15 protein-coding genes are annotated in these 18556 nt (G+C 48.2%); 7 read left to right on the top strand and 8 right to left on the bottom strand.

Annotated features, from left to right (window positions below; genetic code table 11):
* Window positions 1-140 precede the first annotated feature (140 nt).
* Window positions 141-1766 (top strand): L,D-transpeptidase family protein, encoded by a 1626-nt coding sequence (locus JT717_RS16630; RefSeq protein WP_205511631.1) that lies wholly within the window; start codon window positions 141-143, stop codon window positions 1764-1766.
* Window positions 1767-1821: 55 nt separating this feature from the next.
* Here JT717_RS16630 and JT717_RS16625 read toward each other — a convergent pair whose 3' ends face one another.
* A complete protein-coding gene (locus JT717_RS16625) occupies window positions 1822-2280 on the bottom strand; it encodes an SRPBCC family protein (protein WP_205511630.1) in 459 nt (152 codons plus the stop codon).
* A 28-nt stretch (window positions 2281-2308) separates the two neighbouring features.
* Entirely contained in the window at window positions 2309-3379 is a 1071-nt protein-coding gene (locus JT717_RS16620) for a WG repeat-containing protein (RefSeq protein WP_205511629.1), read from the bottom strand.
* A gap of 168 nt (window positions 3380-3547) precedes the next feature.
* Between JT717_RS16620 and JT717_RS16615 the strand changes: the two genes are divergently transcribed.
* The 3 genes from JT717_RS16615 to JT717_RS16605 all read left to right on the top strand — a co-directional run bounded on the left by JT717_RS16615 (window position 3548) and on the right by JT717_RS16605 (window position 6813).
* Entirely contained in the window at window positions 3548-4567 is a 1020-nt protein-coding gene (locus tag JT717_RS16615) for an alpha/beta hydrolase (protein WP_205511628.1), read from the top strand.
* 3 nt (window positions 4568-4570) lie between these two features.
* On the top strand, window positions 4571-5593 hold the full coding sequence (locus JT717_RS16610) for a pectinesterase family protein (RefSeq protein WP_205511627.1): 1023 nt from the start codon (window positions 4571-4573) through the stop codon (window positions 5591-5593).
* An 839-nt stretch (window positions 5594-6432) separates the two neighbouring features.
* A complete protein-coding gene (locus JT717_RS16605) occupies window positions 6433-6813 on the top strand; it encodes a response regulator (RefSeq protein WP_205511626.1) in 381 nt (126 codons plus the stop codon).
* A 3-nt stretch (window positions 6814-6816) separates the two neighbouring features.
* On the opposite strand, the gene JT717_RS16600 is transcribed toward JT717_RS16605, so the two are convergent.
* Complete coding sequence (locus JT717_RS16600; RefSeq protein ID WP_205511625.1) at window positions 6817-7314, bottom strand: GNAT family N-acetyltransferase; 498 nt, start codon at window positions 7312-7314, stop codon at window positions 6817-6819.
* Window positions 7315-7537: 223 nt separating this feature from the next.
* Between JT717_RS16600 and JT717_RS16595 the strand changes: the two genes are divergently transcribed.
* The 3 genes from JT717_RS16595 to JT717_RS16585 are packed head-to-tail and all read left to right on the top strand — an operon-like array spanning window position 7538 to window position 11098.
* Entirely contained in the window at window positions 7538-8026 is a 489-nt protein-coding gene (locus tag JT717_RS16595; protein ID WP_205511624.1) for an acyl-CoA carboxylase biotin carboxyl carrier protein subunit, read from the top strand.
* A 24-nt stretch (window positions 8027-8050) separates the two neighbouring features.
* Window positions 8051-9535, top strand: a complete 1485-nt coding sequence (accC, locus tag JT717_RS16590; RefSeq protein WP_205511623.1) for an acetyl-CoA carboxylase biotin carboxylase subunit — start codon at window positions 8051-8053, stop codon at window positions 9533-9535.
* A gap of 18 nt (window positions 9536-9553) precedes the next feature.
* Window positions 9554-11098, top strand: a complete 1545-nt coding sequence (locus JT717_RS16585; RefSeq protein ID WP_205511622.1) for an acyl-CoA carboxylase subunit beta — start codon at window positions 9554-9556, stop codon at window positions 11096-11098.
* A gap of 64 nt (window positions 11099-11162) precedes the next feature.
* Here the strand turns inward: JT717_RS16585 and JT717_RS16580 are convergent, their stop codons facing one another.
* From JT717_RS16580 to JT717_RS16560, 5 genes are all read right to left on the bottom strand, one after another.
* The gene (locus JT717_RS16580; protein WP_205511621.1) at window positions 11163-12029 is read right to left on the bottom strand and encodes an ester cyclase; all 867 of its coding nucleotides are present in this window, start codon (window positions 12027-12029) and stop codon (window positions 11163-11165) included.
* A gap of 143 nt (window positions 12030-12172) precedes the next feature.
* Window positions 12173-14749 carry a ShlB/FhaC/HecB family hemolysin secretion/activation protein gene (locus JT717_RS16575; RefSeq protein WP_205511620.1) on the bottom strand — a complete coding sequence of 859 codons (2577 nt, stop codon included), beginning with the start codon at window positions 14747-14749 and terminating at the stop codon, window positions 12173-12175.
* A gap of 99 nt (window positions 14750-14848) precedes the next feature.
* The gene (locus JT717_RS16570; protein ID WP_205511619.1) at window positions 14849-15793 is read right to left on the bottom strand and encodes an endonuclease/exonuclease/phosphatase family protein; all 945 of its coding nucleotides are present in this window, start codon (window positions 15791-15793) and stop codon (window positions 14849-14851) included.
* Between the two features lie 13 nt (window positions 15794-15806).
* Window positions 15807-17204 (bottom strand): FAD-dependent oxidoreductase, encoded by a 1398-nt coding sequence (locus JT717_RS16565; RefSeq protein WP_205511618.1) that lies wholly within the window; start codon window positions 17202-17204, stop codon window positions 15807-15809.
* 60 nt (window positions 17205-17264) lie between these two features.
* Complete coding sequence (locus JT717_RS16560) at window positions 17265-18542, bottom strand: MFS transporter (protein WP_205511617.1); 1278 nt, start codon at window positions 18540-18542, stop codon at window positions 17265-17267.
* Between the last annotated feature and the right edge of the window lie 14 nt (window positions 18543-18556).

Below are 18556 nucleotides of genomic sequence, written 5' to 3'. Positions count from 1 at the left end.
TTACCTATCATATACGTTCAGGGCGTACAGTAAGGGGTTTACGGGTATAACTGGCAGTTTAACTTAAACTACAACGAGAGAATACACCAGTTCTATTCATGAACCCCATTTTTATTTGTAGCGTTTTACTTCCTTTTTAGATGAGCAACCAAATTATTCAAAGGACCATTTGTTTCCTAGCCCTCCTGTGTATTTGGGGATGTAAGGAATCTGATAACCGGACAACGGACAATCGCAAAAAAGATTCCATCGATAACCTGGTAAAAGAAGCGGCAAAGGATATTGCCGGTAATTTCAGCGAGCAGAATTCCCTGCGTTTTTCTTCCTCCCGTTTACCCGCCTTCTTTGCCCGGTACGATTCCCTCCGCAGCTTTCAAACCGATCTGGATAGCTTTTACAAAACCCGGAATTATGCATTTGCCTGGCATAATGAAAGTGGCGCCCTGACCGAGCAGGCCACCCATCTGCACATGCGGCTGGAGAACTTACCCGAGGAAGGACTTAACGCCGTGCTGCCCTATAAGCGCACCCTCGACAGCCTGATCAATAGCAGCGGCACCCAAAACATCAGCCAGAAAACGGAAACAGAATTATTGCTAACCTCCCTCTACTTTTTCTTTGCGCAAAAGGTTTGGGGCGGACTGGAAGAGAGCGCCAGCCAGCAGGTCAACTGGCTAATGCCCCGTAAAAAACTTTCTTATAGCGCCCTGCTGGATTCCATTTTAAAACCGGGCAATTCCGCAACGGTTAAAGAACCGCTTTACCGGCAATACAACCTGCTAAAAGAATATCTCAAGAAATATAAAGCACTGCCGTCCGATAATATCACCATCCGCCTGCCTGATAATAAGCCCATCCGCCCGGGCGACAGCTCGCCTTTGATCGTTCAACTGCGCAAAAAGCTGTTCCTGCTGGGTGATCTAACCAATGCAGCAGATACGGCCTCGCCTGTTTATGATTCGATCACATTATTGCCTGCTGTCAAAAGGTTTCAACGGAGGCATGGCATGAAAGAAGACGGTGTAGCCGGCGGCGGAATGATCAGAGAGCTGAATGTACCCATACAGCAGCGAATTGAAAAAATAATGGTGAACATGGAACGGAACCGCTGGCTGCCCACTGATGTGCGTGGCCGCTACCTCGCCGTAAACATTCCTGAGTTTGTATTGCACGCCTATAACGACGATTCGCTGTTATGGAACATGAACGTGGTCGTGGGTAAGGATGTAAATAAAACCGTGATCTTCGCCGGTACCATCAGCCAGGTCGTATTCAGTCCCTACTGGCATGTACCTGCCAGCATCCTGAAAAAAGAGATCCTGCCGGGTATTGCGAAAGATCCCGATTACCTGAACAAACACCATATGGAAAGGGTTGGCGACGGTGTGCGGCAAAAACCCGGTCCCTGGAACTCGCTTGGCGCGGTAAAATTCCTGTTCCCTAACAGCCATAGCATTTATTTACACGATACTCCTTCCAAAACCCTGTTCCAGGAAAGTAAAAGGGCATTCAGCCATGGCTGCATCAGGGTGGCCGAACCGAAGAACCTGGCCATGTACTTGTTGCGTGAAGATGCTGCCTGGACCGAAGAGAGGATCACCAAAGCAATGGAAAGCGGCAGGGAACAATATGTGGCGGTTAAAAACCCAATGCCGGTTTACATCACCTATTTTACGGCCTGGGTCGACCGGCAGGGCGACCTGAACTTCAGGGAAGATATTTACAAAAGGGATGCGCAGTTGGCGAACCTGCTCATGAAGCATTAAACGCGCAGGAAGCGGCTGAAAACAGGCGGACAGCACCAAAGACTGTCCGCCTGTTTTATTTAAATATACGTTCTATAGCGGCTTTACGGTAGGCAAAGAGATCTTCGAGCTTTTTGCGTACCAGCAGGGCATGGGTCAGCCGGCCCAGGGGCCCGAAAGGTAGCTGGTACTTCACCAGGTCCTGCATCAGCACGCCATCTTCAGTTTCCTGGAAGGTATGGGTATGTTCCCAAAGCCGGTAGGGCCCCTTCAGTTGAACGTCTTTAAAAGAGAATGGCTTTTTTACATCTATGATCTCGGTTCGCCAGTGCAGGGGTATACCGAATAAGGGCTTAACCGTATAATCGATCAGCATACCGGTATAGATCTCCTGTTCCCGGATATCGGTAAGGGTCTTAAAATCCATGGCTGGCGGTGTGATCCGGGCCAGGTTACCGGGCGATGAAAAGAAGGCCCAGGCCTGCTGGATATCTACCGGCAGCAACTGCTCCGTTTTAAGATAGTATATGCTCATATCACCCGATTTCATGCACCCGCATGTATTATGAACGCAGGTAGCGCATGACCGTTTCAATATCGCTTTCTTCGTATTTGCCGCTGTATTTTTCTATGTCATAGCCATAGAACCCAAGCGCCGCCGGAATGCTGGCGGCAACCGTGCTTCCCTTGCTGTTGAAATTACCCGCCTTTGATATAGTCACATTCAGCACCCACAAAAACGCGCTGTATTGAGACCATTTCTGCTGATATTGGGTACCGCAATGTTCACAGCTGAAGAGGTCGTTCCCGAGTACCTGCAGTTTTTTCCGGAATGCCGAAAAAAGCAATTCCTGGTCAATAAAGCCAACCGGCTTATTCCATTGAATAAAATCCCTGAACCGCCCGTATTCGCAGGGGCAACCGGTTGAATACATTTCCTGCACCAGTTGCTCGCAGGCTGCTATAAACTGCTTTTTCTTTTGATTGAGCTCATTCAGGTAGTCAAGATTATTGTTCCAAACAACTGCTCCGCCAATGGTGAGCTCGCCTTCCCTGTACAATTCCCCTTCCTGCACCTGCACGGTTACTGTATTCCTGTATACCCGGCCAATGGAGATGTACTGCTGGGGAACGACGATATTGCCGGCTTTATCGATCAGCCCCCAGGTCTTCATATCGCCGAACCTGGCATAGCCGTTCTCGAAATTCGTGAGCACGAAAAACCGGTAATCGATGACCAGCTCACCATGTTCGTCAATAGCGCCATGCTGCTCTTTTTCATTTCGTACAATGGCCCTGCCATTCGAGAATTCCTCTGTATAATGAAATTGCGGCGGTATCACTTCCCGGCCGGCTTTGTCAATAAAGCCCCATTTGCCCCTGAATAATACCCTGGCCTTTCCTTCCGTGAAATGGCCATAGGACTCGTATTTATTGCTGAACGGCAGCACCTCATTCCCGGCTTCATCAAAATAAGCGGTATAATTCCCTTCGGTAACGGCGAATAATCCGTCGGAGAGCGAGGAGACAAAATCATAAATGGCAGGAATAATAATTTCTCCCCCGGGTGTTTTGATGCCCATCTTATTGCCTTCGTAATATTGGATATATTCATCGGGAACCATAAATGCCATGTGTATATTTAATGCTTGATGCGTACTGCTTTTCTTAACGTTACCGGTACAAGTTACAGGAAAGTAAGGAATACGGATTTTTATACCTCTATGAACATATTTCAAACCCGCGTACATGGCCAAACCTTTACATTTGTAGCACTACACTTAGTTTAAAACAGTTATTCAATGGCCGGAAATTGCTTTGCCGCTTATTGGTATTCCCTTGCCACAGGAATACTTTCCTTGTTTTTTTCAATAGTGTATGGCCAGGCGCAGCCGGTAAATGGAATAACAGGCCGCCGGGATACCTCGTATACAACCTGGAGTGCCTTTGTTAATACGCGCAAAACACATCCTGAGGTCAGGATCGTACCAGCACTCAAATCAAAAAAAATAGCTTCCCAAAAAGATCTCCTGTACGCGGAACGCGGCAAAATGGCCCTGTACATCGACGCCTTCTACCCGGCTGGCCGGTCAACCGGAAAAAAGCCGGCCATTATGATCATTCATGGCGGTGGTTGGCGTTCGGGTAATCCTGAACAGCACCATCCGCTCGCCCAGCACCTGGCAGCGCGGGGCTATGTTTGTTTCACGCCTGATTACAGTTTGTCGACACATGAGCTGTATCCTGCAGCCATATACGATCTTAAACGGGCTTTGCGCTGGGTAGTGCAACATGCCCATCAATACCAGGTTGATACCAGTAAGATCGCTGTATTGGGATTTTCGGCCGGTGGCCAGTTGGCCGCTTTTCTGGGTACTACCGCTGGTCACCCGAAATTTGAAGGCCCGGGATCTGCCGGTGAACAGGTGCCGCCAGCACCGGCCCCCGTACATGCTATTATAGATATTGACGGAACGCTTTCCTTTGTACATCCGGAGACTGGCGAAGGCGACGATAGTAAAAAGATCTCGGCCGCCACCTATTGGTTCGGCTATAAAAGAGCCGATAGTCTGGCATTATGGGAAGAAGCTTCCCCGCTCACCCATGTCGGCCCGCATACACCACCGACGCTGTTCATCAACAGTAGTGTGGGGAGGATGCATGCCGGCCGTGATGATTTTATAAAAGTGCTTGATAAATACAAGATCTATTCTGAAGTCAAAAGCTTTGAGAACGCGCCCCATTCCTTTTGCCTCTTCCATCCCTGGTTTGGGCCTACTGTAGATCATATTGACGATTTCCTTAAAAAAGTATTTAAATAACACATGAAACAGTTTGTTCTTTTCCTGAGCCTGCTGGCCGCAGGGATCAATGGCAGCCTGGCGCAAACCGCCAATCCCCAACAATATAAATATGTTTTTACCGTAGCAAAGGACGGTTCAGGCGATTACAAATACATCCAGGACGCTATTGACGCCATGCGGGTGTATCCGCTGGCGCCCATCACGCTGTATATAAAAAATGGGGTGTACAATGAGAAAATTGAACTGCCCGCCACAAATACCGATGTAACTTTTATTGGTGAAAGCGTCGATAAGACCATCATCGTGTTCAATGATCATTCCGGCCGGGGTAAACTTACCACCTTCACCTCTTACACCGCCCGCATCAGCGGCAACCGCTTCCGCACTGAAAATATCACATTCTCCAACTCCGCCGGACCGGTTGGACAAGCTGTAGCGCTGTATGTGGATGCCGACCAGGCGATCTTTGTGAACTGTCGCTTCCTCGGTAACCAGGACACTATATTCACCGGCGGCGAAACGGCCCGGCAGCTGTTTGTGAACTGTTATATCGAAGGCACTACCGATTTTATTTTCGGTCCCGCCACCGCCGTTTTCCAGCAATGCGAGATCCGCAGCAAATCCAATTCATACATAACAGCGGCCAGCACTACGCAGGGCAAGCGATATGGCTATGTGTTTATAGATTGTAAGTTGACGGCCGATAGTGGCGTGAACAAAGTATACCTGGGGCGGCCCTGGCGCGCGCATGCGAAAACGGTATTCCTGCGCTGCACGATGGATAAACATATTGTACCCCAAGGATGGAATAACTGGGGCAACCCGGGCAATGAACAAACGACTTTCTATGGCGAATATAAGAACAGCGGGCCGGGTGCTGATATAAGCAAGCGGGTGAAGTGGAGCCACCAGCTTACTGATAAGGCGGCAGCTGATTATTCACTAAGCACCATATTCAGCAATGAAGGTTCGGCACTGCCGGTAAATGCCAAATGGTACCAGGAACAGGGCACCAGGTCCTTTGAATGGCCGGTAAAGAAGTAAACAGCTTGTATTAAAACTGCTGTAGTTAACATGGCCGCCTACCTGCTTTTGGCGAAAGGTTAAACGCGGCCACATACAGCCGAACATATGCAGCTGGGAGAAAGATCAGTTCGGTTTATCATTGCAGAACGGCGCTATGGTTAATGGGATGTAGAGCATGTTCCCCAGTTGACTTACAGTTCTACAATTAAAGGTTTTCAAGCCCTAAGTATAACCATGTACGATAAATATGAACAAAACACTTACTATCAAATTCATACGTAAAAAATTCAAAAGCGGTCCTCAGCCGCTTTTTTCGTTAACAGGGATGATTTCCTGTTCGTTGCAAGGGTACAGGAATTGTAATATGTTACAAAACTTGTGTACCACGCGAATTTGTGCACATGAAAGATTTTACATCGGACTACCTTATGCACCTGCATAAGCAATACATGGCAGAGGTTGGGAAATTTATCAAAGCATTACAGGAAAACGCACCGCGTAATGAGTTAATTCTCATACGAACAAACGTGAAAAGGTTGCTCGCAGAGATCCGCAAATACCCCGTCACCGTAAATAAAACTGAGCAAACCACCCCCTAAATAGCGCTCCGGATATTGCTCCTGGCGGCCCCTCACCGCAGTTAAAGATTCTTCCCAACCATAAGTACAATTATTTACCAGCCTGCCTGGTTTATATTCATTTTGCCCTGAAAAGGTGATTTGTTCTTAAGCATAAGAATGGCATTTGCTGTTTTACCTATAACCACCGGTTCTTAAATAGCTGGCATAATAATTTTCTTTATTAAGCTGGTTTATTTTTCGCTGAATGATAAACCCCCAAATATTAATGAAGAATCTATGAAAAATCCAACAATTGCTGTAGTAGACGATCATGCTTTATTGCGTAAGGCCGTAAATTACCGGCTCACCGGTTTAGGGTATGACGTTGTTATGGAAGCTGAGAACGGCCAACAATTTCTCGAGAAACTGGAAAAAGATACTGATTCTCCTGATCTGTGCCTGCTCGATATCAATATGCCTGTTATGAACGGATTTGAAACCGCTGTTCAGTTAAAGAAGAAATGGCCGGGCATCAAGATCCTTTTCTTCTCCATGCAAAACGGCGGTTCATATATGCAGAAAGCCCGCGAATTGGGCGCTGACGGATATCTCTGTAAAGATGCTTCCTCAGAAGAATTTAACAGGGTATTATACGCTGTGTTACCTCCTGCTGTTTAATGTTCATTTCTTTATCAGCCATTCATAATAAATGTGGGGGACGGTTTTATAAACGACATGTCCCCTGTCAGTGAACCCGCATTTCTCGTAAAACCCGCCGGCGCCGGCCGCACCTGCATAAGCATCCAGCCTTATAGCATCCCCTGCCAATGCAGTGGATAATACTTTTGCCTGTTCAATCAAAGACCTGCCCACACCCAGGCCCTGATAAGCCGGGCGAACGGCCATATCAACCAGGTACACAGGGCGCTGAACGGGTGTAAAGTATGCGGGATCGATGACCCAGGGCCTCGATGATGTCAGCCGCAGTGTACCGATCACCTCAGCGCCATTCCGTGCAACCAGCACTTTCGCTTTATTCATACCATTTAACACACCTTTTTCTGTAGCCACTGCACTCCAGTGCCCCTGGCCATGTTTCACCGTAAGATCATGTGCAGCCTGGCTGATCACTTCTGCAATAGCCGCCGCCTCCTGGGGAGTTGCCAGTGATATAGACACATTTATACTATTCACCAGATAAAAATACGCAATCCACTCAATTACTGCTTCGGCTCCATTGCAAGTTATTCTGAAAAAACCAATGCAGCTATCTCTGTACATTCAACAGATAACATCAACGTTTAGGCGGCAACGTTTCCTTGTGGCTATACATTGATGCCGGCAGAAGGCTTTTGTTTTTATGGCATTTCACAATTGCTTAAATTACAGCAAAATGCCGCTAATGCCCGCTACCGAAACGTTTAAGATACTGGTCAATGGGTTCGTTTTCCATTTCTCCCGCTCCGAGCTGGAAAGCCTTGACCTGGTTGCTATATCTCCCACTGAATTCAATATGCTCAACGGTCATCAGTCGGTCAATGCACGGCTGCTGAAAGCCGATCTGCTCAATAAAACATTCTCCATTGAAACCGGCGGTGAAACATTTGAAGTGGTCATAAAGGATGCACTTGATCAGCAGCTTGAACAAATGGGTTTTGGCACTGCCATGGGCAAACAGGTAAAAGAGATCAAAGCGCCCATGCCCGGCCTGGTACTGGAAATAGCAGTTACCGATGGGCAGGTGGTAAGGGAAGGCGACAGGATTCTGATACTGGAAGCGATGAAAATGGAAAACAGTATTCTGATACACGCCGATGCAACCATAAAAAAAGTAGCAGTAGTGGCAGGACAGGCAGTTGAAAAAGGACAGGTACTGGTAGAATTGGAATAATGTAAATCAATAGAACCTCCAGCGATGCAAAAAATATTAGTTGCCAACCGTGGCGAAATTGCCCTGCGGATCATGCGAACCATTCACCGGATGGGTATTCAATCTGTGGCAGTTTATTCAGAAGCCGACCGGCATGCCCCTCATGTTTTATATGCCCATGAAGCCGTTTGCCTGGGACCAGCGCCTTCCAGCCAGTCGTACCTGAATGGCGATGCCATCATCGCATTTGCCAAAAAGCTTGGCGTAGATGGTATTCATCCGGGTTATGGGTTCCTGAGTGAAAATGCAGCTTTTGCCAAAAAAGTGGAAGAAGCTGGTATCACGTTTATTGGTCCGGGCCCCGAAGCCATGCGCATCATGGGTTCAAAACTCGCGGCCAAGGAATGTGTGAAACAATACAATATACCCATGGTGCCGGGTATTGATAAGGCCGTTGATAATATCGACCTGGCTAAAAAGGTTGCCGCTGAGATCGGTTATCCCGTCCTTATAAAGGCATCCGCGGGCGGGGGCGGAAAAGGCATGCGCATAGCAGCCAAAGAAAGCGAAATGGAAGAGCAAATGGAAAGGGCTACCAGTGAAGCGCTGTCATCCTTCGGCGATGGATCGGTGTTCATTGAAAAATACGTGGCTTCGCCCCGGCATATCGAGATACAGGTACTGGCCGACAATTACGGCAATACTGTTCATTTATTCGAACGCGAATGCAGCATACAACGCCGGCATCAGAAGATCATAGAGGAATCGCCTTCTTCTGTTCTAAGCCCGGAAATACGGCAGAAAATGGGTGAAGCGGCTGTTCTCGTCGCCAGGTCCTGTAATTACAGAAGTACCGGCACCGTGGAGTTCCTGCTCGATGAACAGCAGAACTTTTATTTTCTGGAAATGAATACCCGGCTGCAGGTTGAACATCCGGTCACGGAAATGATCACCGGTATCGACCTCGTGGAAGAACAGATAAATATTGCCCGCGGCGAAAAACTCAGGTACAAACAGGAAGAGATCCCCATGAACGGCCATGCGCTGGAATTGCGGGTATATGCGGAAGATCCACTCAATGACTTCCTGCCTTCTACCGGAACGCTAACCAAATATAAAAAGCCTGCGCTTGATGGCGTACGGGTCGATGATGGCTATACAGAGGGAATGGCCATCCCGGTATACTACGATCCCATGATCGCCAAATTGATAACACATGGACGTAACCGAAAAGAGGCCATTCAGAAAATGAAGGACGCCATTATCGAGTACCAGATAGAAGGTGTACAAACCACGTTGCCCTTCGGGAACTTTGTATTTGAACACGACGCATTTTTAACAGGCCGGTTCGATACACAATTCGTTCAAAAATATTACACACCGGAAAAGCTGTTGGCCCGCCAAAAAAGCAAAGCTGAAGCGGCCGCACTGGTTGCCTTGCGGTACTGGCTCGAAAAACAAAAAGAAGTAAAACCGGTTGCCTCAGTGCCTACTAACTGGACCAACCGCCATGGTAACGCTAACCGATAATTTGAAAAAGATCGCTGCATGAAAAAAAACAAATCGGAGATATTACAGCAAAAGATAGAAGAAGGAAAGCTTGGCGGTGGTGTGCACAGGAATGAAGCGCAGCATAAAAAAGGAAAACTCACTGCCCGCGAACGTATCACTCTTTTAATGGACCCCGGCTCTTTTGAAGAGATCGGCGCCCTGGTCTTACACCGCACCAAAGATTTCGGCATGGATAGCCAGCAGTATTATGGCGATGGCGTCATTACCGGTTATGGCACTATCAATGGCCGGCTTGCTTATGTGTTTGCCCAGGACTTCACGGTATTTGGCGGCGCCTTGTCAGAAACGCATGCAGAAAAGATCTGTAAGGTAATGGACCTGGCGATGAAAACAGGCGCCCCTATGATCGGGTTGAATGATTCCGGCGGCGCCCGCATCCAGGAGGGTGTACGTTCATTAGGCGGTTATGCCGATATCTTTTACCGCAATGTGCTTGCATCGGGCGTAATACCCCAGATCTCCGCCATTATGGGCCCCTGTGCCGGAGGTGCGGTATATTCACCGGCCATGACCGATTTTACATTGATGGTAGAGAATACCAGTTATATGTTTGTAACTGGTCCAAACGTAGTGAAGACGGTTACCAATGAAGAGGTAAGTCCGGAAGAATTGGGTGGCGCTTCCGCCCACTCTACCAAATCAGGCGTTACCCACCTTACGGCCGCCAATGATGTGGAATGTATTGCTGAAGTAAAAAAGCTGCTAAGTTATATCCCGCAAAACTGCGAAGACCTTACGCCCAGGGTTCCGTATACATTGGGCGATGAAACCAGGCCGGTGCTGGAAACCATTGTACCGGAAAGTGCTAACCAGCCCTATGACATGCGGGCGGTGATCGAAGGCATTTGTGATGAAGCTTCCTTTTTTGAGATCCACAGCGAGTATGCCACTAATATTGTGATCGGTTTTGCGCGGCTGGCAGGCAGAAGCATTGGTATTGTGGCCAATCAACCAATGAGCCTGGCGGGCGTGCTCGATATTGACAGTTCAAAAAAAGCAGCGCGGTTCACCCGCTTCTGCGATTGCTTTAATATTCCGTTGCTGGTGCTGGTTGATGTACCGGGCTTTTTGCCCGGCACCGACCAGGAGTGGCATGGCATTATTACCAATGGGGCCAAGTTGTTGTATGCATTCAGCGAAGCCACGGTGCCGCGGGTTACGGTGATCACGCGAAAAGCCTATGGCGGCGCTTATGATGTAATGAACTCAAAACATATCGGCGCCGATATGAATTATGCCTGGCCTACGGCAGAAATTGCAGTCATGGGCGCCAAGGGCGCGAGTGAAATCATTTTCAAAAAAGAGATTTCAGAAGCGGCTGATCCGGCAAAGAAGCTGGCCGAGAAAGAAGCCGAGTATGCCGAGAAATTCGCAACCCCTTACCTGGCTGCTGAACGTGGTTTTGTGGATGAAGTGATTGAACCCAGGTTTACCCGCACCAAACTCATCAAGGCATTTGCCATGCTGGAAAACAAAGTGGCTGCGCTGCCAAAGAAAAAACATGGGAATATACCGTTGTGAGTAAACAGGCAAAAGCCACCGCCTGAACGGATGGCCTTCGCATAGATTAACTCACTGCTTTGCCTTACTCTTGCACCTGCGCATATACGCCACGGTCGGCAGTAATGCCCAGCCTTTTAAACATGGCAGGGGCATCGAAACCTTCTTTTTTATACGCGGCCTGTACCGCCTCCTTTGCTTTGTTCAAGGCTTCCTGACTTTGCCATAAAGCAACTGTTACGCAAATTAAATTTCCATCAGCATCCTTGTATTCATAGGCAGCATCTTCCATGAAACCCGGCAACTGTTTGATCATCTCCCGGTTTATTTTCACTCTTTGCCGGAATTCCGGAATGGCAGCTGCCGGCACAAAGAACTTGTCTATAAAGTTCACCTGCCCATTATGCGCTTTTTTGTTGAACAGCAGATTAATGTCCTGTGGTAGCACATCCAATGCCTGCAGGAAACCCAGGCGGTCGGTAAGTACCTGTGCGCTGATCACTTTGCCATGCTGTAAGGTAAGCACGCCTGTTCCCTCGTTTGTTATTGTTTTGCCGGTTGCCGGTAACGCCAGCCAGGATGCTTTTTGCGTTCCGTCCCATTTCCAGCGAATGACAACTTTGTCGTCAGCGGCAATCAACTCAACAATTTGCCATTGAATGTCTGGAAAAGCGGTGATCAGCGGCAGCAAGGGTGCTACGAAGCCGTCCGCTCCCTGTTTCCCCTGCAACCCTGTAAATTCATCGGCCACCAGCTCCTTCAGCAAATCGAATTTCCGCTTATTCAATGCCTGTTCAAATATCTTTTGTACTACTGCTTTGTTCTGTTGAATGGTGTTCATATGTATCTCCTTGCTTTTATTGTTCTTTACATGAGCATTAGCTGTCTGCGCGTTAACAATGCCGGGTATCAGCATGCTTAACAGGTAGAGTTTGACGGGTAATAGTTTCATGGTGATCTGTTTCACACAAAACTATTAAGCCGGGCAAGCCCGGAATTGTAAAAAATCATTGATTTTTACAGCAGGGAGAATGAAGAACCGCGCTTATCAGCCGGGAAGGAAATTACAGTAAGAAAAAAGTAAACTGGATAACATTAGAAATTCCGGCCATCTGACAATATCCTGTTCAACCGGAGCTGGATCAGCTTGTTCTCTTTTGCTATACCGTAGGAAACCGAAATGTAGTATTTTTTAAAAGGGGAGATCATGATACCGGGGCCATAAGCCATATGCCAGGTATTCGACTGCTCGCCGGGCATCCACACGCGGCCCTGATCGAAGAAGGCAAAAACGCCTATTTTACCGGTCATCAGGTAACTGCGGAAATCCGTAATGAATCGCAGTTCGTTACTATTATATACGGCAGTTTTACCCCAGAACCGCTCGCGGCGAAAGCCCCGAATGGTACGTGGCCCACCAATGATCGCATGTTCATAGGCCTGGCCGGTGCCCAATACATTGTCGTTTACAATGGTCTCACCACCAAAGCGGATGGCCATTGAGAATTTATCGAGCAAGGGCACATATACCTGTGCGTGGGCATTGTAGCGGTGGAAGAATTCGTTTTGCCGGAAGTTCTTTGAATAGATGGCATTCACCAAAAAGGTAAACCCTGAAACCGGCACTACAGAGTCTTTCAGCTGTACATATGAATATGTTACATGTAAGCCGGCGTACGGGTGGGTTTCAAACACTTCATTGTTATGTGAAAACAGTTTCGAAAAAAACCGCTCACTATCATTGATACTTCTTACCTGCTGGTAATAGGCGGTAGCGCCGATCGTGTTCTTCCCAAATGAGCGGCTTATGCCGGCGCCGGCATACCACTCTTCACTTCGCATGCGGTAATAATTGATATCAGTTGTCACCTGCTTGGTTTCGTTACCGGTACCATAAAAGTTTGTCCAGCGGATCATATCGTATTCTGCCCGCCAGGAAACATCCCAACGGCCAATGAGGTGGGGATACATTCCTTCACCAAATGCACTGAATGCGTTCTGTGAAATAGAATAATGAACACCGAATTCATGGGCTGAAGCAAAGGGCTCGCGCCGCCATTTATAGTTGGTAAGCCGGTACCGCAAGCCTGCATACAATCTGTCGGGATTATTATAGAATACAAGCGGCAGCATTCCCCTCTTATCATACTTGAACCACTTGTAATTCCAATTGTGTATTGCCGTATCCTCCGACAGATGCATTCGTGCCGAACTGGTTTGAAACACATTGTTGGCGTTATCGTATATATGCACTTTTTCTTTTGCCTGAATGATGGAATCTTTAGCAGGGCCGCCGATGATGCGAACAGTGATATCGTCTACCTCGTTATTCACGACATATACGTCTTCACCCTTAATGCCAAACAAACGAATTTCCTTTGTTTCGGCCGGCTTGAAACGACGTTGATAATATGGCCTGGCGGCTCTTTCGCCGTTCTTCGCCATGTGATACACAGATACCACCGTTTCATTATGCTCACTGCTCACTTCAAAATATTCGCGCTGCCTGGTGCCGGTAACTTCCACCTCTTTCGCTATAAAAAGATAATGCTGCTTTGCAAAAGCGGGAAGTTGATTACGCCGCGCTTTTATTGTAGCGATCAACTCTTTGCCTTTGACCGCATAAATTTCTGCCGGCATTTGCGCCACGGATTGTGCGATCACGGTATCTGAAAGCGCTTCCTGTAATGCTGATGCTTCGCGTAACCAGTCTTCCAGGGTGAGCTGGTTGGTTAAGTACCGGTCCATAAAGCGGGCAGCATGGCCTATTTTGGAGATATCCTTCACTACTGAATCGTAGCGCTGCATATAAAAAAGCCCGGCTGCTTTTATAAGTTTACTGGCAATAAAACCGTCATGATAATAGAATGCCTGATCCCGGTCCTTGGGCACCGGCTTAAATTGGGTGGCGCCGTCAACCGTTGCTTCACCCCAGCTCCAATTGCCTTCATGCCGGTCCCAGTCGCCAATGAGCATATCGAATAATCTTGCCTTTGCAAAAGCGCGCTGATCTACACTGTAGGTACTGTTTACCTGCAGCTTTGTCAACATTTCTTCTGTATCATTAAAACTGCGGAAATTGCCGAGGTTATCTGCTTCCCGCCAGTCGCCTTCCGGTTTTTCTTCCAGCAGATAAAGATCGTTCGCAAATTTTTTATTGAACGAATCCAATGCTTTTTGTTGAGGCAGGTACACCGGTTTCGGCCAGGTATGATAAATACCGGCGCGTTCCAACATATAGGGTATTGCAAAGGCTCCGTAAGGGTGCGACATCGAAATTGCGTCATTGACGATATCCACAGCAAATGTGCCTTTTAAATTATCCGGTATTACTTCATCTCTTGATTTATTAATGGAGCGAAGCGCATATTCTTTTCCATTCTTTGATCGCAGTTTGAGTGATCTTGATTCATGACCACCAGCTGCTTCATAAGGGATCAAACCGCCAAAAGCGGTATCCAAGTTCAATACAGGAACACGAACAGGAGTAGTCCATTCAACGCGATGATTGCGTCCCCAAAGCTTTTGATACATGGCAGGCCGCTTGTATGCTGGTCCGGCCACCACCTGTTTAAATGCAGCGGTATCTGCTCTTTTTGATTGAGCTTTGGCGTTCAGGGTCATTAATAATATCAGCCCCAGGTATATGTATGATCTGACGTAGCAGCGCATATATATACCCCTAATATAAAATTGTGCCACGGGGTTTAGCGTTGGCCTAAGGTCTTTGCAATACCTTATTTGCCAGCAAGTACCATCGATTCTACAACTTTATAACAAGGCTATTTCAGCCGACACAAAAAAGTGATCACTGGGGAAAATACCTTTGGGTTTGTCTTTAATAATGCCCGCTGCCAGTGGCTTGCAATTTCCTTTGCAAAAAATAAAATCGATCTTTCCTTTATTACTGAGCTTAGGGCTATCAATCGGTTCGAACCCATGCGCCGTAACACCCGGATCAACTTCACCATGCAGTGCCGCATAGCTATCGAAAAAGCCGGCTGCTTTTACACTCTCAAATACGTTGCTGGATGCTCTTGCATTGAAATCACCGGTAAGTATCTGCGGAAATGCAGGCTGGTACTGACTGCTTTCTGTTGCCATCAGTTTTGCCTGCTGCACTTTTGCTTCGGCTGATTTATGATCGAGGTGCAGGTTCACTACCCTGAATTCTTTGCCGGTCTTTATTTCCCGCAACCTTACCCAGTTCACATGCCGTGCCCGGGCTGTATTCCAGGAACCGCTGCCGGCCACCAGGGGCGTTTCAGACAACCAGTAGGTGCCGCCGGTCAACAGTTCATACCGCTGCTTCAGCCACATGATGGGATTCTTGGCAATGCCATGATACCCTGTTGGATGTGCATCCATTTCGGGGCCATCAAAACCAAACAACGCGTATTTAGGCATTTGTTGCTGCAGGTAAAGAGCCTGTTCTTTCAAAACTTCCTGCAACCCGATAATATCAGGCTGCTGATCTTTGATCACCTGTACACATACTTCCCGGCGGGTATTCCAACCAAGGCCCTTGGCCTCATCTTCGGGTAGGGCTACGCGTATATTACAGGTAAGCACTTTATGGCGGCCATTGCTTTTTCTTACTTCATTATCTATCGCGGCTATTCCGCTCGCAGGCAGGAAAGGAGCCAGCGCAATGGCGCCCAGCCCCTTTAAGATATTCCTGCGCGAAGCCGCGTTCTGCGTGCTTTTGTTTTTCATCGGGATAAATATTTTAAACAGCTGCTTCCTTACCCATACGCAGGTAAGCGCCATTACTGATCAATTCCTGTTGCAGTTGCTGTACATCAATATCAGCAGGCTGTACATTTCTTCTTACAGCCTGTTTGGCCGCACGGCCGGCGGCTTCGCCCATAGCCATACAGGGCGCCATTACCCGGATGGCAGACATGGCTTCATGTGTGGTGGAAATACAACGTCCGGCCACTAACAGGTTCTTCACTTTCTGCGGAACCAGGGAACGGTAAGGAATATCATAACAATCGCCACACCATTCGAGCGTACAGCCTCCCCCTTGCGGGTGATGTATATCAAGTGGATAACTGGCCACGGCAATGGCATCATTGAAATGGCGGCAGCTCATAATGTCTTCGCGGGTCATGGTGTAGGCGCCAATAATGCGTCTTGTTTCCCGGATACCGAGGAAAGGGGCTGTTTTCAGGAAGTAGGCATTTTCAAATCCCGGTACATATTCTATCAGGTAGCGTTGAATATCGTAGATCTGTTTTCGGCCTTCTATTTCACCGTGGGTCAAACTTTCAGGATCGGTTCCATTCACCCCGTTAACGCGGGTCATGTTCACCCATACTTCACCTTTGCGCAAACCGGTGATGAGGATCGTTCGCTCGGTGGTCAATGTTAGTCCGTCTTCCTGTGCTTTTTTCACGAGGTTACGCATGCCTACCAGTACAAACTGGTTGTTCTGCCCGAAATATTCTGCCGGAATAAAATCAGTTAAATAGGTTCTCGGTTCCTGCGCCACACTGAGCCGCAGCTTTTCGGTATCTACGCCACCCAGGCAAAACATCAGCGTAGGTGGTTGTACGCCCCCATGTTCGTTACCATATTCACAAGGCACGCCACTGCGATAGGCAACATCGGCATCGCCGCTGCAGTCGATGATCACTTTGGCCATTATGGCTTCGCGCCCGGCCTTACTCTCTACAATAACGCCTTTCAGTTCATCGCCTTCCATGACCACACCGGCGCAAAACGTATAGAACAATACTTCTACGTTGCTTTCCCTTAGCATTTCAAGCGCAACGGTTTTTACGCTTTCCGGTTCTACCAGCGTAAGGCTCATGTGCAGGGGACAGGGCCGGTGTTCGCTGGCCGCCTGACGGGCAGCAAGTCGGTCAATCAATTTTTGGGGCAAACCTTTAATGATCTGATTGCCTTTTTGCCCAAGGAAACCCAGTATCGGTAATCCAATGGTCATGTTACCACCCACGAAGCTGCGGCTTTCGATCAGTAATACCCGAAGACCGTCTTCTGCGGCTGCCATGGCTGCCGTAATTCCTGAAGGGCCACCACCGACTACCAGCACATCTACCTGGGTACGGATGGGAATTTCTCTTGCGGGCTCTTTAACAGTTCCATAATTAAGGTTCATGTGATATTATTTTTATCGCGTTTATTTTTCAAGTATTTTCTATTGCTTTTTTTCTACCAGCTACCCACCATTTACCGCCAGCGCTTTCCTACTTGTTACCCGCTCTCTGCGCACCAGGGTCCATAACAGTAAGGCGGCCAGCGGATGCAGGATCGACATCAGCATAAAGATCTTGCCCGCTCCCAGTTCGCCTATTACCTGGCCCACATAATAGTTGAACAACACAGCGCCTAATGCGCCAAATCCGCCCGCGATGCCCAGCACACTGGCTACGTTATGCGTGGGAAAGGCTTCTGCCACTACCACACTCAGCGAGACCAGCCAGCTTAAGGCCATAACGGCAACCAGGCTGAATACGATGAGGGTGCTTACTGCGCCCGGCAGGTAATTGATCAATGCGCATAAAGGCGCCATGGCAACAGTGGCCGTTAACATGAGCTTACGCGCGTACAGAGGCTGTTTACCATTACGTACCATCTTATCGCTCCAGGCGCTGGTAGCAATACTGCCTATATCGGCAATTAAAAAAGGGATCCAGCCAAACAAACCAATTTGCGCCAGGCTAAGCCCCGATCCTTCCTGCAGATAGCCGGGCAACCAGAACAAGCAGAAATACCAAACCGGATCACTCACAAACCGGATCAATAAAATACCCCATAAACTCCTGGTTGTCCACAGCTGCCGCCAGCTAAAGCGTTCGCCGGCATCGCGGGCTTCTGACTGCATCACTTCTTTGGTAACTTCCACCGGTGGTTTGCGGTAAATAATTTTCCATAACAGGGCGATCAGCAAGCCAACACTGCCACAAATGATGAAAGCGGTCTTCCAGTTGAATTGCAGGGTTAACCAGGCAATGAGGGGCGGCGCTATAATAGCGCCAATAGAACTGCCTGCCACACATAAACTGTTGGCGGTAGCTCGCAGCCTGCCCGAAAACCATAGGGTGACTGTTTTCAACTGCGCCGGAAAGTTTGCCGGTTCCGCCATGCCCAGCAAACCGCGGAAAAAACCAAACTGCGCTACCGTTCTGCTGAGTCCACCGCCGATACAGGCTACAGACCATAAAATGATGCTGTACAACATGATCTTGCCGGCGCCAAATTTATCGACCAGCCAGCCGGATACGGGATACATGATGGCATAACAGATAGTGAATATGTTTACGATGAATGCATAACCACTGTCGCCGAGGGTGAATTCTTCTTTAAGTAATGGTTTCAGGATCGACACCATCTGGCGGTCGACATAATTAAATACGATCGTTACAAAGATGACCGCCACTATCAACCAGCGGCGATTGTTTTCAATCCAGTTTTTTTTAGGTTCTGTGGCAAGCATTCCATTCGCTTTTA

This window comes from Longitalea arenae, assembly GCF_016924755.1.
GTDB classification, from domain to species: Bacteria; Bacteroidota; Bacteroidia; order Chitinophagales; family Chitinophagaceae; genus Niastella; species Niastella arenae.
Note: the sequence above shows the minus strand (reverse complement) of the source record. Positions and strands in the feature narration are given on the sequence as shown.